General features: G+C 43.1%; 18 protein-coding genes. 12 read left to right on the top strand and 6 right to left on the bottom strand.

Annotated features, from left to right (window positions below; genetic code table 11):
* Positions 1 to 5: 5 nt before the first annotated feature.
* Together hemC and hemA are read right to left on the bottom strand one after the other, a co-directional pair.
* Positions 6 to 920, bottom strand: a complete 915-nt coding sequence (gene hemC, locus BV214_RS05240; protein WP_086476446.1) for a hydroxymethylbilane synthase — start codon at positions 918 to 920, stop codon at positions 6 to 8.
* Positions 911 to 2167, bottom strand: a complete 1257-nt coding sequence (gene hemA / locus BV214_RS05235; protein WP_086476445.1) for a glutamyl-tRNA reductase — start codon at positions 2165 to 2167, stop codon at positions 911 to 913. The genes hemC and hemA overlap by 10 nt, the downstream gene beginning before the upstream one ends.
* Before the next feature lie 202 nt (positions 2168 to 2369).
* On the opposite strand from hemA, the gene BV214_RS05230 reads away from it, so the two are divergent.
* The 5 genes from BV214_RS05230 (at position 2370) to BV214_RS05210 (ending at position 7372) form a co-directional block, all read left to right on the top strand.
* Positions 2370 to 3260, top strand: a complete 891-nt coding sequence (locus tag BV214_RS05230) for an AraC family transcriptional regulator (protein WP_086476444.1) — start codon at positions 2370 to 2372, stop codon at positions 3258 to 3260.
* 169 nt (positions 3261 to 3429) lie between these two features.
* Positions 3430 to 4242 (top strand): ThuA domain-containing protein, encoded by an 813-nt coding sequence (locus BV214_RS05225; protein WP_086476443.1) that lies wholly within the window; start codon positions 3430 to 3432, stop codon positions 4240 to 4242.
* Between the two features lie 281 nt (positions 4243 to 4523).
* Complete coding sequence (locus tag BV214_RS05220) at positions 4524 to 4952, top strand: GNAT family N-acetyltransferase (protein WP_086476442.1); 429 nt, start codon at positions 4524 to 4526, stop codon at positions 4950 to 4952.
* A 355-nt stretch (positions 4953 to 5307) separates the two neighbouring features.
* Positions 5308 to 6774, top strand: coding sequence for a Gfo/Idh/MocA family protein (locus BV214_RS05215; RefSeq protein WP_086476441.1), 1467 nt, complete (start codon positions 5308 to 5310; stop codon positions 6772 to 6774).
* A gap of 148 nt (positions 6775 to 6922) precedes the next feature.
* The gene (locus BV214_RS05210) at positions 6923 to 7372 is read left to right on the top strand and encodes an FKBP-type peptidyl-prolyl cis-trans isomerase (RefSeq protein WP_086476440.1); all 450 of its coding nucleotides are present in this window, start codon (positions 6923 to 6925) and stop codon (positions 7370 to 7372) included.
* A 221-nt stretch (positions 7373 to 7593) separates the two neighbouring features.
* Here the strand turns inward: BV214_RS05210 and BV214_RS05205 are convergent, their stop codons facing one another.
* Positions 7594 to 8496, bottom strand: coding sequence for an N-acetylmuramoyl-L-alanine amidase-like domain-containing protein (locus BV214_RS05205; protein ID WP_086476439.1), 903 nt, complete (start codon positions 8494 to 8496; stop codon positions 7594 to 7596).
* A 636-nt stretch (positions 8497 to 9132) separates the two neighbouring features.
* Between BV214_RS05205 and hemH the strand changes: the two genes are divergently transcribed.
* The 7 genes from hemH to BV214_RS05165 all read left to right on the top strand — a co-directional run bounded on the left by hemH (position 9133) and on the right by BV214_RS05165 (position 17542).
* Positions 9133 to 10164 (top strand): ferrochelatase, encoded by a 1032-nt coding sequence (gene hemH, locus BV214_RS05195; protein ID WP_086476437.1) that lies wholly within the window; start codon positions 9133 to 9135, stop codon positions 10162 to 10164.
* Position 10165: 1 nt separating this feature from the next.
* Positions 10166 to 11572, top strand: a complete 1407-nt coding sequence (locus BV214_RS05190; RefSeq protein ID WP_086476436.1) for an MATE family efflux transporter — start codon at positions 10166 to 10168, stop codon at positions 11570 to 11572.
* 77 nt (positions 11573 to 11649) lie between these two features.
* Positions 11650 to 12201: a CopD family protein gene (locus BV214_RS05185; RefSeq protein ID WP_086476435.1), complete on the top strand. Its 552-nt coding sequence runs from the start codon at positions 11650 to 11652 to the stop codon at positions 12199 to 12201.
* A gap of 114 nt (positions 12202 to 12315) precedes the next feature.
* The gene (locus BV214_RS05180) at positions 12316 to 13728 is read left to right on the top strand and encodes a sensor histidine kinase (RefSeq protein ID WP_086476434.1); all 1413 of its coding nucleotides are present in this window, start codon (positions 12316 to 12318) and stop codon (positions 13726 to 13728) included.
* Positions 13729 to 13839: 111 nt separating this feature from the next.
* Entirely contained in the window at positions 13840 to 14622 is a 783-nt protein-coding gene (locus BV214_RS05175; protein WP_086476433.1) for an enoyl-CoA hydratase/isomerase family protein, read from the top strand.
* Between the two features lie 18 nt (positions 14623 to 14640).
* Complete coding sequence (locus BV214_RS05170; RefSeq protein WP_086476432.1) at positions 14641 to 16212, top strand: hypothetical protein; 1572 nt, start codon at positions 14641 to 14643, stop codon at positions 16210 to 16212.
* A gap of 256 nt (positions 16213 to 16468) precedes the next feature.
* Positions 16469 to 17542, top strand: a complete 1074-nt coding sequence (locus tag BV214_RS05165; protein WP_086476431.1) for a PA0069 family radical SAM protein — start codon at positions 16469 to 16471, stop codon at positions 17540 to 17542.
* A 258-nt stretch (positions 17543 to 17800) separates the two neighbouring features.
* On the opposite strand, the gene BV214_RS05160 is transcribed toward BV214_RS05165, so the two are convergent.
* The 3 genes from BV214_RS05160 to BV214_RS05150 form a co-directional block, all read right to left on the bottom strand.
* Entirely contained in the window at positions 17801 to 20890 is a 3090-nt protein-coding gene (locus BV214_RS05160; RefSeq protein WP_086476430.1) for an efflux RND transporter permease subunit, read from the bottom strand.
* Between the two features lie 151 nt (positions 20891 to 21041).
* Positions 21042 to 22154, bottom strand: coding sequence for an efflux RND transporter periplasmic adaptor subunit (locus BV214_RS05155; protein ID WP_086476429.1), 1113 nt, complete (start codon positions 22152 to 22154; stop codon positions 21042 to 21044).
* Between the two features lie 15 nt (positions 22155 to 22169).
* Positions 22170 to 23471: a TolC family protein gene (locus BV214_RS05150; protein ID WP_086476428.1), complete on the bottom strand. Its 1302-nt coding sequence runs from the start codon at positions 23469 to 23471 to the stop codon at positions 22170 to 22172.
* Between the last annotated feature and the right edge of the window lie 12 nt (positions 23472 to 23483).

Genomic DNA, 23483 nt, shown 5'->3' with positions numbered 1-23483 from the left:
TTGGATTATGCCAATGCTTCTTTTATGTTTTCCATTATTTCCTTTCCGCCATTCCCTAAGATCTCTAAGGCGCAGGCCTTTCCGAAGTCTGCGTACTCCTTGCTGGGAATAGATTTTTTAATCTCCATTTTCTCCTTGCCATCCAATGAAAGTAGCACGCCCTTAAAATGCAACTGGTCATTTTCTAGGGTGGCCAACGCGCCAATAGGTGCAGAACAACCGCCTTCCAATACCTGAAGGAATTGGCGTTCTACATGGGTGCACATAGCGGTAGGTGTATGGTTAAGTTTGCTGACTGCTTCCGTAGAGAAAGAATCGTTCTCCATGGTAACCACTACCATGGCCCCTTGCGCTGGGGCAGGAATCATCCAGTCCAGATCGATATGGTTTTCTGGTAATACCTCAATTCGCTCTAGGCCTGCCTTGGCAAAAACGGCTGCGTTCCATGGATTGTCTTCCAACTTTTGGAGTCGGGTAATAACGTTCCCACGAATATCACTGACCTTGTGGTTTGGATATTTGTTAAGCCATTGTGCCTGCCTCCTTAAGCTGCCAGTGGCTACGGTGCCTTCCCCATTAAGGAAATCGAGTTCCTTATAGACGAGTATGTCCTGGGAATGAGCTCTTGGTAATACGGCAGATTGTATAATCCCTTTGGGGAGCCGTGTAGGAACGTCCTTCATGGAGTGCACGGCAATATCTACCTGGCCATTGATCATGGCTGCATCCAATGTTTTGGTGAACACCCCAACGATGCCCAGTTCGTACAGGGGTTTGTTAAGTACCAAATCGCCCGTAGATTTTACAGCCACGATTTCGGTTTTATATCCCTGTGCTTCTAATTCTGATTGTACGGTATGGGCTTGCCATAGTGCAAGTTGACTATCGCGTGTGCCAATTCTTATCGTTTTCATTTTGATTCCAATTCTAGTTGAAAAACCCGTTGTATAAGTTCCAAGCTGCTATCGGAATCACTTTCCTTCTCCCGGAGGTGATTGGCAAATTGGGTGGTGATTTTTTGTATGATACGTTCGGTTACAATATCTGCCTGTTCGGAGTTGAAATTGGTGAGCTTTTTGCTCTGGAAATCCAATTCTTCCTCCTTCATGGTGCTCAGCTTTTCTTTTAAAGCCTTAATTACCGGTGCAAATTTTCTGGTTTCTAGCCATTTGAGGAAATCTCCCTTTACCTCCTTAATAATCGCTTCGGCCTGGGGAACATATTTCTTTCTGTTTTCCAGGGTTTCATCCGTCATTTGAGATAAATGATCCAAATGTACCACGGTAACGTTCTCTAAGTCCGTAACATTTTCCGATACGTTCTTTGGAATGGAAAGATCCAAGATCAATAAGGGTTTTTTAGTGTGGATCAGCTCCTTGGAAATGGTGGGCGTATGTGCACCAGTGGCAACAATGAGGACATCCGTGTTGCGAATTTCCGTTTGTAGATCCCCATAATCCTTAACAATCAGGTTAAATTTGCCGGCAATTTTCTCTGCCTTACCCTTGGTGCGGTTTATGAGGGTGATATGTGAGTTTTTTGTGTGCTTAATAAGGTTTTCACAGGTGTTCCTTCCTATTTTTCCAGTTCCAAAAAGTAGAATGTTCTTTTCTGAAATATTCGGTACATTGTTGATGATGTAATGAACCGAGGCAAAAGCTACTGAGGTAGCCCCCGAAGAAATCTCGGTCTCATTCTTAATCCTTCTACTTGCCTGGATTACGGAATTGCACAGGCGCTCCATGAAGGGTTGGGCCATTTTGTGCTTTTTGGACCGATTAAAGCTCTGGCGCAACTGACTGATAATCTCAAAATCGCCCAAAATCTGACTATCCAATCCGGTTCCCATCCTAAACAGATGGTTTATGGCATCGTAGTTTTTATATACATAGGCTACTTCTTGAAACTCCTCCAAGGTGCCTTGGGTATTATCGCATAACAATTTGATTAATTGAAATGGATGTTTGGCGAATCCGTATAACTCGGTACGGTTACACGTGGAGGTGACCAAGAGGTCCTCCAGGTCATTCTTCTTTGCCTGCTCTAGCAATTGGCTTATCGCATCTTCGCTTAAGCTGAATTTACCCCGTATAACAGCGTCAGCCTTTTTGTAATTGAGGCCAATCGCATAAAATGAACTGTGTTTAGAAATATTATAATCTTTCATAAGAACTCTTAAGAGTGCCGCAAAATTAACTGCAACAAAGGTATTAAAATAACGCTAGAAGAACAATTAGTATCGATTGTAGGATTTTAACTAATATTTAGTATTAATAAGGCCTTAATGCGCTAATTTAGCGGGTGTGTAGGCATTTTGCATCTATTTTATTTAGAATGCATCTAAATAGAAACGCCTTAAATTGCAGCTTATGAAAGAGAAAAACATCGCTCAAGGTTCCTTCGAGGAGGTATTTGTGGAAGACGGCTTTTATTTATTGAAGATTCAGAATGATAGTATTGATAGTCAGTCGGTTACCAGGGAGATAGACAGTACGTATATTCAATTTCACTTCTGTTTAAAAGGCGGGGCAACCTTTGTCTTTAACGAAGGGCGTTATTCCTTGGAGGTGTCCGAGGAGAACTCCTTGCTGCTTTATAATACCCAGGTAGATTTACCTCTAAACTTGGTATTGAGTCCTAATTCTTGGATGGTTTCTGTGGTGATGACCATTCGAAAATTCCATTCCCTATTTTCCAAGGAAGCAAATTATATTCCTTTTTTAAGCGCAGAGAATAAAGACAAGAAGTATTATTCCCAGGATCCGGTATCGCCCGCCATTGCGGTAGTGCTTAGCCAGATAATGAATTACAACCTGCATCCGTCCATCAAGGAGCTATATGTTAAGGGAAAGGTTTATGAACTGATCTCTCTCTATTTTAATAAGACTGGGGATACGGATATGGAACAGTGTCCGTTTTTAGTGGATGAGGACAATGTGAGGCGAATTAGAAAAGCCAAGGAAATCATTATTTCCAGAATGGCAGAGCCACCTACCCTGGTAGAGCTGTCCGAGGAGATTGGGTTGAGCCTTAAGAAGTTAAAAGACGGATTTAAACAAATTTACGGGGATACTGTTTTTAGTTTTCTTTTCGATTATAAAATGGAGTATGCTCGCAAAATGCTGGAAACCGGAAGGTTTAATGTAAACGAGGTGGGACTTAAGGTAGGTTATAGTACGGCCAGCCATTTTATTTCTGCCTTTAAGAAAAGATACGGGACTACCCCAAAAAAATATCTTATGTCCATGGCCAACGGATAATTGATGCTTTGGCTGATATAAAAAATGATTACTTGTAAACTACGTATAGGGCGGTAGCTGCCTTGTGATTTAGTTAGGGCTACTTGTCGGGAATTCATGTTGTTCCGTGCCTTAGGTTCCAATTAAAATAGCGATATTTAAGGTCAAGAACCAAAGTTAAAGCACTATAATGAAACAACTTAAAACAGTACTGGCGTTTATCGCCCTAGTGGTGATTGCCGGATGCGGTAGCGCCAAAATTGAGGAAGAGGTTATCCTAAATCCCCATTTGCACACCCATCCAGTAACCGTACCCCAGCGTTTGGTGCCGGCAACTATGAAAAGCAAGGATCAGGTGTTGGTGTTTACAAAGACTAATGGTTTTAGGCATAGCTCCATAGAAAAAGGAGTGACTACCTTGGTTCAGTTGGGAATGACCAATAACTTTGCGGTAACTCAAACCTCAGACTCTTTACAATTTAGTTCAGCTAATCTTAAAAATTACCAACTGGTGGTATTCCTAAATACCACCATGGATGTGTTAGGGGATGCGGAGCAGCGAGCCTTTGAGGAGTATATCCGTGGTGGGGGAAGCTTTATGGGAATACATGCTGCAGCAGATACGGAATATGAGTGGCCCTGGTATGGGAAGTTGGTAGGGGCTTACTTTAAAAGTCACCCCAAACAACAGGAGGCACTTTTGGAAGTGGTAGATCGCGATCACCCTGCAACTGAGCATTTGGAAGATACGTGGACCCATTTTGATGAATGGTATAATTTTAGAAATATCAATCCCGATATCCAGGTAGTGATGCAGCTAGACGAAAGTAGTTACGAGGGAGGCGAGAATGGGGACTATCACCCAATAGCTTGGTATCACGAATTTGATGGGGGGAGGGCTTTTTATACCGGGCTTGGCCATACGGAGGCGGCCTATGACGATCCCCTGTTTAGACAGCATTTGGTAGGGGGTATCGCTTACTGTTTGGGGCGCGATCTATAGATCGCAAACTCCGAAATCTACCTTGCTTTTTTCCAGTTTTATAAAAGGTTTCTCTTGAACCGTGGGCTGACCTATGGTGCTGTTATAGGAGTGTACAGGAACCTTCTATATTTTAATATAATGGCTGATTCTTGGTATAAAGCCCTTTCTCTGGTTGCTAAGGTTATGGATGTTAAAACCTTTCCTATCTTTGGGAATTCATTTTTAACAATTCCTAGCTTCCAAGGAGCATTGGTTTAGGTGAACCTCAGATAAGGAGCTAGCAAATTAAAGGAAATACCATGAAGATTGCCATTTTACAACCATCGGACGTAAACGATGACTTTGCACAACAAGTAAAGGATTTATTTTCCCAGTTGAACGACACCATAGAGCAGGTGAATCTTGACGAAGTTTTTAAGCCAGAAAACGCTATTACCTTCGCCTATTGTATGGACAAGGATAAAATGGTGGGGATTGCCTTAATGTGTACCTATACTGTGATTTCCGGTTATAAGGGCTGGGTAGAGGATGTGGTGGTAGACAAAGCCTATAGAGGACAGGGATTAGGACGTAAGTTGATGGAGAAGCTGGTAGATGAGGGCAAGAAAGATGGCCTTTCCGAAATTTTACTTTTTAGTAATGATAAGCGGAAGGCAGCTATCAGTCTATATAAGAGTCTAGGTTTTAAACAAAAAGATAGTGGCCTTTATGTTTTAAAAACAAACTAGGACCATTTTTCGCATCCATAAAACTATAGATTAAAGCCATCGCAAAGGGTTTCTAAAGGCGATGGCTTTTTTTATGGCCAAGAATTATTGAGGTCGTGGTTTCTTGGGTCTTTTTCTGTCCTCATGACAAATTTTGATCGGAATTCGATAAAATACCGTTGGTTATTCCCTATTATCCTGATTATATTGCTTTTATCTTTTTTATCGCACTGCGTCCTTTAGTAGCTTAGTACGCACTGCTGCCAATGGCTGCTTTCATTTTTTGTAATAGGAGCTGAGGCAGACCAGCCCAATAATGGAATGGACCTCCCATAGGGAGAATGGATTTATATACCGACTTTAAAATTATGTGATTATGGAAAATAAAAAACCGACCAAGGCGGATACTTCCCGTCGTTCCTTTATTAGAAAAGGGGCTATGGCCTCCTCCATTTTTATTGTACCCAGATTTGTGCTGGGCGGGGTAGGTTATACCGCCCCGAGCGACCGATTAAATCTGGCAGCCATTGGTGCTGGGGGTAAGGGAGCCAGTGACATCCGCCATGCTTCAGTAGGGGGCAGGGAAAAAGTAGTTGCCCTGTGCGATGTGGATTTTTCCGGATCGGCCGCTAAATCCCTCGCGCAGTTCCCAAAGGCAAAGGTTTATGCGGATTATAGGGAAATGCTGGATAAAGAAAAGGGGATAGATGCCGTGACCATCTCTACCCCAGATCATGTTCATGCCCCGGCAGCAGCCTACGCAATGGAACGTGGAGTACATGTTTATGTGCAAAAGCCCATGACCCATAATATTAGGGAGGCCAGAAGGCTTACCGAGATGGCAAGGGAAAAGAAAATTGTCACTCAAATGGGAAATCAAGGGGGGTCTAACCCCCTCTTGGGAATGGTGCAAAAGTGGGTAGACTCTGGGCAATTAGGAGCTATCTCCAAGGTGCAGGTGTGGACCAATCGGCCAGTATGGCCACAGGGGGGTGCCATGCCTCAACCAGATCCCGGCTCCAAACCAAAGGACCTTAATTGGGACCTATGGCTAGGACCGGCGCCCTTAAAGCCTTATACACCAAATATGCATCCCTTTGGATGGCGAGGGTGGTGGGATTATGGTACCGGTGCCTTGGGGGATGTGGGCTGTCATTTGATAGACATTCCCTTCCGTACCCTGGGACTTAAATATCCTACAGATGCCGAATGTAGTGTGGGGGCCGTATATACAAAAATGTGGACTCCGGAATACCATCCAGAAGGGTGTCCTGCTTCTTCCTTTATAACCCTGCATTTTGATGCTACCGAGAAAAGTGGCTCCCCTATAGAATTGACATGGAGCGATGGAGGTATTAGACCCTCCCATCCAGAGATTATTCCTGCTGATCATGATATTGGAGGAGATGGAAGTAGGAATGGGGTATTGATTATAGGTGAAAACGGGATTATTTCTACCAATATTAATGATAGCTCTCCCTTGATGCCAAAATTATACCTGAATGATGGGACTACGGAATTTGGTCCCGAGGTAGAAGTAAGTGATGAGCCCGAGTACGGACATCACAGGAAGTGGGTAGATGCCTGTAAAGCTGGTTTTGGCAGTACAGAGCACCTGGGGCTAACATCTTCCTTTGATTATGCGGGACCAATGACAGAAACCGTATTGATGGGGAATCTGGCTATAAGAAGTTATCTGCTGCAAAGGGAAAACGAGGAAGGGAAAATGGACTTCTTTGCCCGTAAAAAGTTATTGTGGGATGGGGAGAATATGCAAATCACCAATTTGGAAGCGGCCAATCAGTTTGTTACTAGGACCTATAGGGATGGGTTTGTGGTGTAATTAGTGAAATTCTATTCAGACAAGAACACCTTTTTCGCTATAAATTGGATAGCGGTACTAGGTGTTTTTTTTTGTGGAACCACCAGTATATTAGGCTGATGGTTAGCGCCATTTTGTATTATATTTGTTCCTGAAAAAAATATAGTTTATGAAAAAATTGCTTTTTGTTTTAACACTTACCCTTGTGGTTTCCTGTGGGAAAAATGGGGAAACCGATTTTAGGGCCAAGAACGACTCTGAAATTGTTGCTTATCTAGAGGCAAATAACCTACAGGCAGAAAAAAGTGCTAGCGGACTTTATTATGTAATTAACGAGGAAGGGGATGGGGTGCAACCTACCGCAACTTCCGAGGTTACGGTGGCCTATAAAGGGTACTTCACCAACGGACAGGTGTTCGATCAGAGTCCGTCGGAAGGAATTTCCTTTCCGCTGCAGCGGGTTATTCGCGGCTGGACAGAGGGTATTCAATATTTTAAGGAAGGCGGTAGCGGGATGTTGTTGGTGCCTTCTCATTTAGGCTATGGCAGTCAGGACTATAGTTCCATCCCTGGGGGGTCCGTACTTATATTTGACGTACATCTTATTTCTGTGGATTAAGGAAAACCAAAATTAGATATAAGGTGTAGGCTCTAAAGTTAAACACTTACCAATTTACAAACATCAGCCCTGAGGTTGGTGCTTGTTTTTTTCTCAAATACCTTTTAATTCTCTAGACTGGAATTCTATTTAGGTACAATCATACATACACAAGGGGCTGCTAGGGAGTTGGTGAAAACAGGAGAGCAGAGTGGTATACTGATAGGTATTTTGCAGGGCTATTAGAATCGGCGGAAGCTTAAAGAGGGGGTAATTACCCTAGCTACCATAATTCCCGTATTATTCTTCACTTCTTTTAAGTAGTCTGCCAAGGGAAGGGTGGTAACTTCTACTTCCATGGAGCCTGTGGAAGCGTGCAATAAATGGATTCTGCCATCTGCTTCTCTGGTCGCTATTCCCGTATGGGTGATGTCTAGTCCTTCTATAGAGGTGGTCATGGCGATAATATCCCCGCTCTGTATCAAATATTCCATCTCGGCAATTTTGTCCTGAGGAAGGATAAAGATGGACTGGTCTTTTAAAAACTGTTCGGATTCTTTGATCTTTTTGTAGTTTTCAACCTCTTTTAAAAATGGGTACAGGTTTCTGTGTGTACTCATAAAATTAATCTCCTTGCTACTTTCCACCCCGCCCATACTGGCAGTTAAATCCTTTATAAGTCCTTTCTTTTCATTGTTGGCAAACCATTCCGAAAAGTAGTGAAGTCTAGAGGGGTAGCCATCTAGGGTACCATCTCTATACCGAATGGTCTCTAAGTGCTCCGTATAGGAATTAAAATCGGACTGATTCATTGCCAGCATGCGGCTAAAAGCCAGTACATTCTCTACAAAAGTGGTGCAATCCAAGCCTTGTAAATTCACCACCAGGGATTCTTTATCTCCAATTTCCAAAGTTTTTGCCACGTAGGGAATGCCTATAAATGTTTTTCCCACAGCTACCATGGTTTCCCCTAGGTTAGTAGAATTTAAATTTGAGATTTCAGTTATTTTAGCTTCAAAAGCTTTTCGATCCTGTAGGGAGCAAATAATGTCCTGGGCATTCCCAACTGAGGTAACCACTGATAGGACTAGCAATGCCAAAATGCGACTCGTGGGGCCAAAAAATTTAAAACCTAATAAGTTCATAGCTTGGTGTAAATATTCTTTTGGATGCTTTGTTTGTTGGTTTTAGGAACAAAACCCGTGCCACTTGTGCTGCCTAAAGCATCCCTTCAAAAATACAAAATGTAATGGCTTCTAGGTGCTTTTTCAAGGGATAAAGATAGGAGCACCCTCCAAACACCAAACTGCCTAAAGCTAAGGTGGCGGGATTTTGATTAAAGTCGTGATTCTCGCTTAAAGGAGCTTGATTGTAAATACTTAACGGTATGTTGTGTGGGTAAGTAGCTTATTGACAGGGTGGTAGGGGTTGTTTTGCTGTTTTTGATTGAAGTTTGGTATAGTCTTTTTACTTTATAACTACACCAATTTGCAGTTGTTTCTACTTATCAATTGAGAAGACTTCTTGTTTTTAGGGAGGGGTGTAGTGAAAGCCGGTTTCTGGGATTTAAAAATTTTATACTGAATGGTTTTGGAATTATAAGGGGCGGGTTGGGTAGCAGTTTGGAGGGGGAGAGGGAGCAAGAATCTTTAGGGGGCGCGCTTACAGGGGGTAGAATCGACTTCCTCTATAGTAGGATCGAGAAGTATTTGGGTGTTTTAAATTTTAGTTCCTTTACAAGTGTTATTTTTGTGCAACATTAAATAATTAGCAGTTTTATAATGAAAGGAGTTTTGTTGGTAAACCTGGGATCTCCCGATAGTCCCACCCCGAAAGATGTAAAGCCATATTTGGACGAGTTTTTAATGGATGAGCGGGTAATTGATGTGCCTTTATGGTGGCGAACGATACTTGTGCGCGGCATCATTTTGAGAACCAGACCTAAGAAGTCGGCCGAAGCCTATCAGAAAATCTGGTGGGAAGAGGGGTCGCCCTTGGTAGTTATTTCGGAAAGGTTTACGGACAAGGTGAAGAAACTCTCTGAAATTCCCGTTGCCTTGGGAATGCGTTACGGGAGTATGAGCATTAAAAATGGACTTCAGGAATTGAAAGAGCAGGGAGTTACAGACGTTTTGTTGGTGCCCTTGTATCCGCATTACGCCATGTCTTCCTATGAAACCGTAGTAGTGAAAGCTATGGAAGAGAAGGAAGCCCATTTTCCGGAAATGAAAATTACCACCTTGCCTGCGTTTTACGGAAATCCGGACTATGTAAAATTGGTGAGTAATAGTATTACCAAAGGCTTAAAAGACTTTGACTTTGATCACCTTTTATTTTCATACCATGGAATCCCAGAACGACAGATTTATAAAAAGGATCCCACTCAATTTCATTGTAAATTGGATGATAAGTGTTGTAGCACCAATTCGGTGGCCCATACTACCTGTTATAGGCATCAATGTTTTGACATGACGGAAAAGATTAAAAAAGAATTGGGCCTTCCCGATGAGAAGGTAACCATCTCCTTTCAATCTAGGTTACTCAATGACCCTTGGTTAAAACCATATACCGATTTCGAATTTGAACGTCTTGGAAAAGAAGGGGTTAAACGTTTGGCCGTTATTACCCCTGCCTTTGTTGCAGATTGCTTGGAAACACTGGAGGAAATTGCCATGGAAGGTGAAGAACAATTTAAGGACGCCGGTGGTGAAGACTATAAGTATATTCCCTGTTTAAATGATGACCAAGAGTGGGTAGAGCTTATGGTTAACTGGATAAGCGACTGGCAGCTTAAAGAAACGCTCCCCGCTTAATATGTCTAGGGCTTCGGCAGATCAGCTTGGGAATCAGCCCATCGGGAAACTCCTGGTAAAACAGGCGGTACCTGCTGCTATCGGGATTTTGGTGATGTCGCTCAATGTGCTGGTCGATTCCATTTTTGTTGGGAATTGGATTGGTTCTATTGCTATAGCCGCCATAAACGTAGTGCTGCCCGTGTCTTTTTTTATAGGGGCCTTGGGAATGGCGATCGGTATTGGGGGCGCTAGTATTATCTCCCGTGCCCTAGGGGCCAACAACCAGGAGAAAGCGTTGAAAACCTTTGGGAACCAGATTGCCCTTACCCTATTGGTAACGGTCGTAATGGTAATCCTAGGCTTGTATTATACCGATAGTCTTATTCCTGCTTTTGGAGGGAAGGGCGACCTATTTGAGACCGCTAAAATCTATTATACCATTGTGCTGTACGGAGTCCCTTTTTTGGCGCTCTGTATGATGGGAAACACCGTAATCCGGGCAGAGGGCAAACCCAAGTTTGCCATGAACGCCATGATTATCCCCTCGGTAGGTAACCTGGTGTTAGACTACATTTTTATCTATGTGTTGGATTGGGGGATGACCGGTGCGGCTTGGGCTACTACCATTGGGTACGTGCTGTGTTTTGCCTATATTCTCTACTTTTTCCTTTCCAAAAACTCCGAACTAAAGATTAATTGGTCCCATTTGGGATTCAGTACGGGGATTCTGAAGGAAATTGGAGCCCTTGGTTTTGTTACCTTATCTAGACAAGCAGTGGTAAGTGTAATTTACCTTTTAATGAACAACATCCTCTTTAATTTGGGAGGGGAGGCCATGGTGGCCGTGTATGCGATTATTGGACGCATGCTTATGTTTGCACTCTTCCCTGTGTTTGGGGTTACACAAGGCTTCTTGCCCATAGCTGGCTTTAATTACGGGGCTAAAAAATACCAAAGGGTACGGGAATCCATCAATACGGCTATTAAGTACGCGGCCATATTAGCTACAGCAGTGTTTATAGGGCTTATGATATTTCCAGCAGAAATTGCCGGACTCTTTTTGAGCTCTAGGCCCGACCTTTCCGCCAAGGAATTAGCGATGAATGCTTTTGTGTTAGAGCATACCCCGGCAGCCATGAGATGGGTGTTTGCCGCCACGCCAATAATTGCACTTCAGCTGATTGGAGCCGCCTATTTTCAGGCAATTGGGAAGGCAGTGCCCGCCCTATTGCTTACCCTATCCAGGCAGGGTTTCTTTTTTATACCGCTCATTTTAATTTTGCCCAATTATCTGGGAGAGTTGGGGGTATGGATTTCCTTCCCTATATCCGATGTGTTGGCAACAGTGGTTACCGGCTACTTTTTGCGAAGGGAAGTAAAGAATAAATTGATTCCTGGAAGTGAAATAGCTGTTAAGGACCCATGATAAATTGACCGCTGGCCTCCAATAACATTAGCATTATAATAAAGGGTCTATTATCTTTACCCTGTAATTGAGAATCTATGTCCGAATATTACAACTATATTAAAGCCTTGCACCTTATTTTTGTGATTACCTGGTTTGCAGGCTTGTTCTATATTCCGCGCCTTTTTATATATCATATAGAGGCGGATGGGAAGTCCTCTCCAGAAAGGGAGATTCTTACTAAACAGTTTAAATTGATGACCAAGCGCTTGTGGTTCATCATTACTTGGCCCTCCGCAATTCTGGCAACTATCTTTGCCCTTTGGTTATTGCTGTTGTTCCCCGCTTGGTTACAACAACCTTGGATGCATGTTAAATTGGGCTTTGTGGTACTGCTGATCGCCTATCATTTAAAAAACCATCAGATGTTTGGTCAGTTGCAACGCGATGAGATAAAATACACCTCCAAATTTATGCGCATCTGGAACGAAGGTGCCACCTTAATCCTCTTTGCCATTGTCTTTTTGGTAATTCTAAAAAATGCCTTCAATTGGATTTTTGGAGTGGTAGGGATCATCGTATTGGGTATCCTCTTGATGCTGGGTATCCGACTTTATAAGCGGATTCGGGATAAAAATCCCGAAGCATAGGTTGCCTTCCAATTTCCCTATTGGGTTTGGTGTGATAATTGCTATATTTAAATACTAAAAAATAGATTTCCCTTGCTCAAAACCATTTCCCTGCGAAGTCGTATTATTATCGCCATGATATTTTTGGTGGTCATCGCCTTTATCCTGATTGCCGTCGTGACCATTTATCAGTATAGCGAGCAAAACAGGGAATACCATGCGGAACGTATGGAACGTAAGGAGGAACAGATTAAACAAAGTATAGACCTTACCCTGCAAAAAACAACCTACCCGGTTACCACGGAAAATCTTCCCTATATATTTAAGGACGAAATCTATGAAATTGCCCTGGTGCAGAACATCAACTTTAACATCTATGATCTGGAAGGTCAGTTGTTAAAAAGCTCCCGACCCAAGTTTGAGGTAGACTCCATCTCTAGGTGTATAGAGGCAGAAATTTTAAACGAGCTGGGCTCCAATCCGTCCAAGCGAATTGTGGAGCAAAAAACAGCGGCAGGTTTTAAATATCAAGCTTCTTATACTTTTATAACCGATAATAAGTTTAAACCTATCGGTATATTAAACCTGCCCTATTTTGAGGACAGCTCTTTTAATGATAGGGAGTTAAAGGAGATCTTAATGCGACTTACTTGGGCTTATATGCTTGTTTTATTGCTGGCAATTGTAATGGCCTATTTTATTTCCCTCTATATAACTAGGCCCTTGCAGACCATATCGTATAGATTAAACCAGACCAATATTGCCAAGCGGAACGAAAAGATCATCATAAAGAATCCTAGTGAGGAAATTGGGAAATTGATTGCCTCTTATAATGCCATGATTGATGAGCTGGAAGTAAGTGCAGCCAAATTGGCCAAAGGGGAAAGAGAACAGGCTTGGCGCGAAATGGCCAAACAGGTGGCCCATGAGATTAAAAATCCATTAACCCCAATGCGGCTTGGGGTGCAGAGCTTTGAAAGAAAATTTGACCCTAAGGATCCGGATATCTCCGAGAAAGTGGCCGAATATTCCAAGACACTTATTCAACAAATAGATACCTTGAGCAATATTGCATCGGCTTTCTCCAACTTTGCCCAAATGCCGGCCCAACAGAATGAAACCCTAAATGTGGTTAAGATCGTTAAGCTGGCGGTAGATATTTTTAACGAGAACTACATTGAATTTTCCTCGGAGGAAGAGGAGATTATTAGCGTACTAGACCGTACCCAGCTAATTAGGGTTGTGACCAATCTAGTTAAAAATGCCATCCAGGCGGTTAGTTTGGAAGAGGAACCACGGGTACTGGTCACCGTGGCTAGAGATAATGGTTGGGTAAGTATCCAGATATCGGATAATGGCATCGGCATCCGACCCGAAGTAAAGGATCGCATCTTTGAACCAAAATTTACCACCAAGAGTAGTGGCATGGGGTTAGGCTTGGGCATGGTAAAGAATATTGTGGAGACCTTTAAGGGAACCATTGACTTTGAGTCTAAACCAGAAAAAGGAACCATTTTTACGGTAAAGTTCCCAATAGAACCCCACTAAAACTATTTTTATAGAAGTGGTTTGTGGTAGATGAGCCATTATATTTTGGCAATTGGTTTATATAATCTATTTTAATTAGCTAGAAATACTTTATTTAAAATAAGTTAGGAAATGAAATACGAGAACATTTTGATAAGTAAGAAGGGTGCCATATCCACGGTAACCCTAAATAGGCCTTCCAAAATGAATGCGTTGAACAAGGCTACTATTGGGGAGCTTCACCATGCCATTAAAGCGCTGGACAAGGATAAAACCATTAGAGTTATTATTTTGACTGGGAGTGGGGAAAAATCCTTTGTGGCAGGAGCCGATATTGCTGAATTTGCCGATTTCTCCACCAAGGAAGGGGGGAAATTGTCAGCTACCGGACATAAGCAGTTATTTTCCTTTATAGAGAATTTGGGAACGCCCGTAATTGCAGCGGTCAATGGATATGCTCTGGGAGGTGGGCTAGAACTAGCCATGGCATGTCACTTTAGGATTGCCAGCCATAATGCGCGTATGGGGCTGCCAGAGGTCTCTCTAGGTGTTATTCCTGGGTATGGGGGTACACAACGCCTACCACAATTAATAGGGAAGGGTCGCGCCATGGAAATGATCCTTGGTGGCGAAATGATCGATGCGGCTAGGGCATTAGAATTTGGTTTGGTAAATCATGTAGTAGAACAAGAACACCTAATGGACCTTACCCTAAAGATAGCCGCCAAAATTTGTAGAAATTCGCCCAATGCCATTAAGAATGCAATAAAAGCCATAAATGCTGGTTTTAATCATAACGCAAACGGGTATGAAATTGAGATTGAGGCTTTTGGAAAATGTTTCGGTACCTCCGATTTTAAAGAGGGAACCACCGCATTCTTGGAAAAGAGAAAACCCGATTTCTCCGATATGTAATAACCAATAAACCACCGCATGGCTCCACTAAAGTATTGCCTCACCCTTTTATTTTGTGTTCTTTTCGCTTTTTCCAAAGCACAGGAAATACCAGTGGAGTACCATTTTGGAGAGCGTTATCACGATCGGTATAAATACTCAAAGCTCTTGGATATTTCCGACGATGGCATGGGGGGCTCCATACTGGTGCGCTCCTATTATACCGGGATTGTCCTTAAACCCAAGGGTTATTATATTGAACACTACAATAAGAACCTAGAGCTGATCGCAGAATATAATTACCGCTTAAAAGGTCGACATTTCATTAACGCCTTTGTAAAAAATGGTCAGTTAAACATGTTGCTTTTAGAATACAATATGCTAAAAGGAACTTATGATTACGTGGTTCATAGGAGTCCCATTAGTACCTACGGTTTTACGGCACACCCCATTTTGTCTGTTCCCTCCCAGGAGGTAAGCAATCCCCTAGCGCACAATTACTACAATAGAAATTTTTCGAGAGGGTTTACTACCACCGCGTTTTTTAATCCGGACGAATCCGCTTTTGTGATAAGTACGCATTTTAAACGGGGGAAAGTAAATACTCATATGTTGTATCTCTTCAATAGCTCCCTGAATAAATTGTTGGAATACGATTTTTCCGGGGACTTGGAAGAGAAAAACTATGCGTTCGAGAATATGGTGACATCCAAGAATTTGGATGCGGTGTATTTAGTGGGGAAAGCCTACTTTAAAAAACGCCGCTTTGCAGCAACAGACCGAAAGTTTCAGTACGAATTATTAAGGATCAGTACGGACGGAGGCACCCTCCAAACCTTTGATGATACCGGTCGGTATTCCGAGTCTTTAAAGCCCATGCTAGTCCAAGATAGGTTGGTTTGTGTGGGATTTTATGCTGATAGAAAAGACAATAGATATAATGGTCTGGCCTATTTTAACCTAGATCCCAAGACCCTAGCCATTCGTGAAAAAAAATACAATCCCTTCTCTCCGCAGTTTATGGCCGATAAGTTTGGGAGGGGGGAAGATAATGTGGTGAAAAATCTGGTCTTTAAAAACCTCTGTCTCACTCCGGAAAATAATATTCTTTTTAATGCCGAGGAGTATTTTGTGACCTCCAGCCTTCAGTCCGATCCTACAGGATCTAGGCTAAAGATTAACCGATACCATTATAACGATATCGTAAGCGCCAAACTGAGTATTGATGGCGATATGCTTTGGGCAAGAAACATAAATAAGGCCGAGGTAACCCAAGGGGACGGAGCTTATACGTCTTATAGTTCCCTCACAAAAGGGGATAATACCTATTACCTGATTAGTACAGGAGCGGAAAATCCGCAACTCCTACCAGGGGAGCGACTTTTTTTTAAGCAGGGATTGGGTAGGAATAAGAACGTGTTTATGATTATGTTGGACAAGGATGGGAAGATTAGCTATGAAAAGGTGATTGATAATCATGAAGCCCGACTCCCCCTAATGGTTTCCAAACCTTTGATAGACGATGTAGATAAAAGTATGCTGTATTACGCCAAAAGGGGGTCTAGAAAACAATTGGTAAAAGTGAAGTTGGGGCCCCAAGCCTTGCCTTAAAAGTGAGAGTTCTTTCCTAAAGATGTATCGCGTGTGATTAGGGTGGTGGCACAATAAGCATCTTTGCCTTTTTCCGATGGTAGCCCCAAGCATCTAAGTCGGGTATTTTCCGCTCTTACCACGAGCCGTCCCTGAAACATTCGCTAGCTTCCCTTGGAGCATTAGTTGGTTTTTCAATAATTAATCAAACATAAATTAACATATTTACTTTTTTGCAATTGGATTTATTCCATAATTTTGGAGTAAATCCATCAGCATGAAAGTGAATCCAGTTATTAAAGGGCGTGGAGCCCAACAAAATTCAAATAATCGTTTTTCCGAGTTCTCCAATGAGATGCGAGACGATTTTCTGGAGTTTTGCCGACTGGAGGGAGAGGAGGTTGCTTCCAATAAAACCCAGTACCTCCCTATTTATCCTAAAACCATCGTAAATAAAGTGAATAGTCCCGATGTAGGGATGGCCTATTCCCTAAATCCCTACCAAGGATGTGAACATGGGTGCATTTACTGTTACGCCCGTAACTCCCATGAGTATTGGGGGTATAGTGCCGGGTTGGATTTTGAAAGAAAAATTCTGATAAAAAAGGATGCCCCAAGCTTGTTAGAAGAAAAGCTGAAAAGCAAGCGTTGGAAGGCAGCCACCATTGTACTTTCGGGCAATACGGACTGTTACCAACCGGCAGAACGTGAATTTGAACTTACAAGGGCCTGCTTGGAAGTATTCCTAAAATATAAGCATCCCGTAGGGATTATTACGAAAAATAGCCTAGTGCTACGGGATTTGGACATCTTAACCCAATTGGCAAAGGACCATCTAATTGGTGTAAATGTGTCCGTAACTTCCCTTTCCGAAGCCACTAGGAGAATCTTGGAGCCTAGAACGGCCTCCATTAAAAAACGGCTAGAGACCATAAGGCAGCTTTCCGAGCATCAGATTCCCGTGAAAGCCATGCTGGCACCCATAATTCCAGGGATAAACAGTCATGAAATTCTTGGGCTGGCCAAAGCAGTGGCAGATAATGGTGCCTTATCCTTTGGCTATACCGTAGTAAGGCTCAACGGAGCCATTGGGGTACTGTTTGAGGATTGGATACGAAAGACCCTGCCCAACAAGGCAGATAAGGTGCTAAACCAGATTAAGGATTGCCATGGGGGCACACTAAACGACAGTAGGTTCGGTGTCCGAAGTCGCGGAGAAGGTAAAATAGCCCAACAGATCCATGAAATGATCCATTTGGCCAGAAGGAAGTATTTTAAGGATGCTCCTGTTCCCCCGCTGAATACTACCCTTCACGAGCAATATAAGGACGGGCAGTTGCGACTTTTCTAGGAAGACGCGTATATGTTTGGATAAACGTAGTCCATGTTTGTCCGGTAGAGCGCCAGGCCGAAAGAAGCGTTCTGGCGGACAGTCTGGACCTTTATTTTTCAATAGCCACGGCGCTTTAGGCCGTAGAAAAATAGGGTAGACTACCGATAATCATAATCTAGCTACGGTTTATCAATGAACCTAATGCAAAAAAAAATTCCCCGTGAATACTCGCGGGGAATTTATAATCATCCTACATTCAGGAAAATAATAGTGGGTTTATTTTCGGTGCGACTTCCTATACGCCCAGTAAAACAGTTGTGGCAGTACGGTTAAAGACAATATCATACAGATTAAGAGTCCCCCTACAATCATAATGGCCAAGGGTTTTTGAATTTCGGAACCCATTCCTGTAGACATGGCAGCAGGAAGCAATCCCATGGAGCCCATTAGGGCGATCATTACAATAGGTCTTATTCTACTGTGAACCCCATTGGAAATAGCTTCATTGAGCCCTTTTTTGCGCATGTTTTCTTTCATCACCGCAATCAAAATAATGGCATTAATAGTATTTACACCAAAGAGAATTATAAATCCGATTCCGGCCGATATTCCAAAAATAGTGTCTGTGACCCACAGCGATATAAATCCGCCTATAAAGGCAAAGGGAATGGTAGCTGCCGCAATCAAAGTATCTTTTATGGTGCCAAAGTTAAAGTATAAAAGAAAGAGAATCAGCAACAAAACAGCAGGAACAATGCGTGCCAATTGCTTACTTGCGCGCTCCTTGCTCTCAAATTCCCCTGCCCATTCCATTTTATTGGCCTTGGGTAAGTGTACGTTCTCTGCTACTTTTTGTTTTGCTTCAGCTATGGTACTCCCCAAATCCCTGCCTTCTACACTAAATCCAACCGCAATATACCTACTACTGCCTTCGCGGTAGATAAAGGAGGGGCCTGTTATATAACTAATGGTGGCTATTTCTCGTAGGGGGATCTTCTTTCCATCCATGGCGGGGATTAGTATTTCCCCAATCTTTTCATCGGTGTCCCTATATTCCTCGGCAAAGCGCACCCGCACGTCAAACATCCGTTCGTTCTCATAAAAGGTGGTGGCCGCCCGGCCCCCGATGGCCATCTCTACCACGGCTTGCGCATCGGCCATATCAACCGCGTAACGGGCCAGCTTGCTATCGTGGATCTGAATACGCAGTTCTGGTAGGCCAATATTGCGGTATACATTTAAATCTTCGATTCCCTCCACATCTCTAATACTATTGGCTACTTGGTCTGCATATTTTTCCAATTCAAAGAGGTCGTCCCCAAAAATTTTTACAACCAAGGAACTTTTTACCCCGGCCACATATTCCTCCACATTGTCTTGGATAGGCTGACTAAATCCGAATACAATGCCGGGGTAATTTTGTAATACCTCTCGCATTTCCTCAACAAGCGCTGGCTTTCCTATCTTTCGTTGCCATTCTTTTTCGGGATGCAATTCTATGTGAAACTCAATATTAAAGAAACCGGTGGGATCCGTTCCGTCATTGGGTCGGCCTACCTGGTTAAGTACAAACTTCACTTCCTCAAACTGTCTAAGTTCTCCTTTTAACTCTTTGGCAAGTCTGTTGGCCTCCCCAATATTTACGCTATTGGGCAAGGTGGCACGCACGTAAAGTGCTCCTTCGTTTAGGCTGGGAATAAACTCGGACCCGTAGAACAGGAAGCTTACCCCACATGTCATTAAAAGCGCGCCAAATCCGTACAAAGTAGCTTTTCTTCTCTTGTTGGTCCATAGGAATAGCTTGAAGAGGTTTTGTTGGAAAAATCTGGAAACCATATTCTCCTTTTCCACTATATTCTTTTTTAAGAGTAGCTTAATCATTGCCGGAACGTAGGTGATACTCAGTATCAAGGATCCGGTTAGTGCGTATCCTAAAGTAAAAGCCAGGGGTTTAAACATTTTTCCTTCCACCTTTTGGAAGGAAAAAATGGGTAATAAGGCCACTATAAGGATAATCTGCGCAAAAACAATGTAGGTAGCTACGCTGCCCGCACTTTTTTTGATCAGGCCCAGCTTACTCATTTTATTGAATTTCTCCATTCCCATTTGGCTCGCTCTCTTGTTCATTGCAACAAAGACGGTTTCCACAATTACTAGGGTCCCTTTTAGCAACAAGCCAAAATCTATGGCTCCCATAGAAATTAAGTTGGCAGGTAATCCCTGGATCCTCAGCATAATGAGTGCAAATAGGAAGGATAAGGGAATAACGGAGGCAACTATTACGGTTGTTCGCCAGTTAAATAGGAATACAAACACAATTATAGAAACCAGGAGAATGCCTTCCACTAGGTTTTTACTAACCGTACTCACCGTAGCATCTACCAAGGTAGTCCTATCTATAATAGGTTCTATTAAAACATCACTAGGGAGGATACGGTCATTGAGTTCAGCAATTTTTTCCTTTACATTGGCAATTACTTCATCCGGATTTTGCCCTCTTAGCATCACTACAATCCCCTGTACCAGGTCTTCCTCATCCTGGAGTCCAACCGATCCCAGTCTTGGCTTGGCCGTAACCTTTACCTCGGCCACATGCTTCACAAGGATAGGGGTGGTACCTTTCACCTCTATCAGAATATTCTCTATATCTGCTACTCCTTCCAACAGACCTATACCACGTACTACATAGGCCTGACTCCCTCTTTCAATAATATCTCCCCCTACATTGATGTTGGTTTTCCTCACCGCCTCGAACACCTCCAGGGGCGATAGGTCGTAATTGGCCAGTTCCGTAGGGTTAATTTTTATCTCATAGATTTTTTCCTCGCCTCCAAAACTCACTACATCGGCTACCCCAGGTACCGATACCAGTTCCCGTTCTATTACCCAATCGTGGATGGCGGTAAGTTCCTTTATGGGAAGGTCGCTTTTTAGAACATACCTAAAAATTTCCCCGGTGGCCCCATAGGGTGGTTCTATCCTAGCATCTGCACCCTCTGGGAGGTCGGCCCCCTGCAAACGATTGGCCGTGTATTGTTGGGCAAAGAAATCGTCTACCTCATCGTCAAAGATGACGGTTACCACGGAAAGCCCAAATAGGGAGATGGACCTCACCTGCGATTTTTTGGGAATGGTATTTACCGCAGTGCTTATAGGTAGGGTAACAAATTTTTCTACTTCCTCCGCACTTCTACCAGGCCATTGGGTAATAATTCTGGCCCTGGTGTTGGTCACATCCGGGAAGGCTTCAATAGGGGTGTTTAAATAACTAACTATGCCTGCAATGAACAGCAAGGCGGTAAGGAAGAATACGATAATAGAATTCCTTAAGGAAAAGCCTACTATTCCTTGGATAAATTTTTTCATATGTAGATATCTATTGTTTTTTAACGGTCATACCAGCCCGACTAGGTCGTTCTGGTGGGTGCGATTTGCAAATCTTGATTCGGTATTTGCCCGCCAGAATGAATCTTTCGGGCTGGCGACCAATTTTCGGTTATGCTCCTTTCAAGGTGAATTAGTTCTGGAAATTTTTGATTTGTTCGTGGATTAGAAGCTGATTCCGGGTTATAATGTTTTCCCCTTCTTCCAGGCCCTTAGCAATAAAGGTGTTTCCATTGCTCCTGGTGAGGATGGATATTTTTCTAATTTCTAGATTGCAATCGTCCTTATAGACAACCACGTAGTTCTGATTGTTGTCAAAGACCATAGTATCGGTAGGGATACTCAGGGCTTCCTTGTTACTTTCTTTAAGGGCGAAAACATCTACCAACATGCCAGGTTTTAACTTTAAATCCGAATTAGGCAGTACCACCCGCGCTTTTAAGACTTTGGCCTCCGCATCCAATACTTGGGAGATGGCAGCAATGCTTCCTTCAAAGGTTTCGTCCGGATAGGAAAGCGATTGAATACTTACCGGCATCCCAGGGGTAATGTCCTGCACATTAGTGGCGTACACGTTAATGGTGACCCATACTTCATTTAGATCGGAGATAGTGAAAAGGGTTCCCCCTCCGGCCGTAATAGGGGTGCCAGTGGCAATTGCCTTGGCCGTGATGATGCCAGAATGCGGTGCTTTTATTTTGAAGACCCCTTTTTCTGGACTGGCACTGTACAATCGTAGATTGGCATTTATTTTTTCTTTCTCGGCTTTTAAAATAGCGAGATCGCTCTGTACCCGTAATAAATTCTTTTGGGAAGAAATTCCGTCGTCATACATGGATTGGGTGGCCTTTAAAGCTTCTTCGGCCACCTGTATCTGTGAGTCAATGGTCTGTGACTGGGCATAGAGTTTGGAAAGATCTACACTTTGCATTTCGGCCAATATCTGGCCTTTCTTCACCTCATCACCCAAAGAAAAATAGGTTTTGGAGATAATACCATCTACCAAGCTCATAAAATGAACCACCTTATCGGGATTGGATTCTACGGCCCCCGTAAGGTGTATGTCTTCCGTAACCATTTTTCTAATAGGGCTCGTAATAGCAATTTTGTTCTTAAAATTATCATCCATGCAGTAGGAAGCATCCTTACTTGGTTTTGGAGGTGGCACCGTTTCTGCACAGCTACCGAGTAGTAGCCCAGCAATTAAACAGATGAAGATGGATGGGAATAATGTGTTATTGTTCATGTGTATTGTTTCAGGTTATTTAATAATGTCTTGTCCAACGGCATAATTCAATTCCTCTTTTCTTAGGAGTAATTCCTTGCCGGCTTCAAGAATGATCTTTTTATTTTCAAGATAGGCATCCAAAAAATCTATATACTCCAAGAGGCCAATATGCTTCGCGGCGAAGTTCTTGTTGTAGTTCTCCAGTAACTGTTCCAAGGTGGTTTCGTACTCCGGATCAATGCCCTGTAGAAAGCTTAGGGCGTCTTCAAGATTTTGATAAGCAAGGGCAATCTCATTTTCCACGGCAAGGGATTTCTGGTCCAACATTATTTGGGATTGCTCCCTTCCCAAAGCGGCGGCTTGTATATTTCCCTTATTCCTATCAAAAATGGGTAAGTCTATTTCTAGACCAAAGCCTATAAAATTGTAAAGGATGCTACCGCCACGGTCATAACCCGCTTTTAAAGTAACATCGGGTACGCGCTTTGCCCGTTCATAAGTATAAAGGCGGTGGTATTCCTCTTGGTTAAGCTGGGCCAGTTTTAGATCTGGACGGGAGCTCGCGGCCAGTTTTAGCAGCTGGGAGAGGGGACTAAGGCCGTTCTGGTGCAAAGGGGGTTTAAATCCTGCCTCGGTTATGGTCAATTGAGTAGTGGCAGGGAGTCTCATAAGTAGCTTTAATTCTTTTTCTACCCCGTGCAGTTCGCGTTTAAGATCATTACTTTCCTTGTTAAACTCCATCTCCAAGGCCTTTAAGCGGATGTATTCCCCTTTTGCAATATGTCCCTGTTTCACTTGATTTTTATACGATTCAACCAAATATTTAAGGGCTTGGAGTTGCTGCTGGTACACCTGCAGATTTAGTTGCAGATATTGCATTTGGGTAAGCTGATGGCGGAATTCAATTTTTAGACTTCGCAATAGATCTTCAAAGTACTGCTGGGCCTTATCTGCTCCTACCTGTTCTAAAGCCAGTAGCTTTTTTCGTTTCCCGGCAGTTAAAATAAGTTGTTCCAATCCCACGCTAAACTGTTGATAGCGACCCTTATTCCCAAACAATGGAGGCAGCTCTTCGCCGTGCGGTTCCCTCTGGCTCTGGGTGGCCCAGAGGTTTACCTCCTCTATGGATAGGGAGGGGTTGGGCCAAACCTTGGCCTGGAGCACCAAGGCTTCCGCTTTGGGAATTTCCAGTTTTTCTGCCATCAGGGACAGGTTTTGTTCCAAAAAAATGGCCTCAGCCTCTTCCCTGTTTAGGGATAGGAGTTCCTGGGCCTCACTTGCATTATAAAAAAGGAAAAGAAGTATACAATAAAATATACGGGTACCAATAGTCATAGGGGCTGCATC

Origin of the sequence: Arenibacter amylolyticus, assembly GCF_002150785.1 — a bacterium.
Lineage (GTDB): Bacteria > Bacteroidota > Bacteroidia > Flavobacteriales > Flavobacteriaceae > Arenibacter > Arenibacter amylolyticus.
This window is presented reverse-complemented; position numbering and strand designations above follow the sequence as displayed.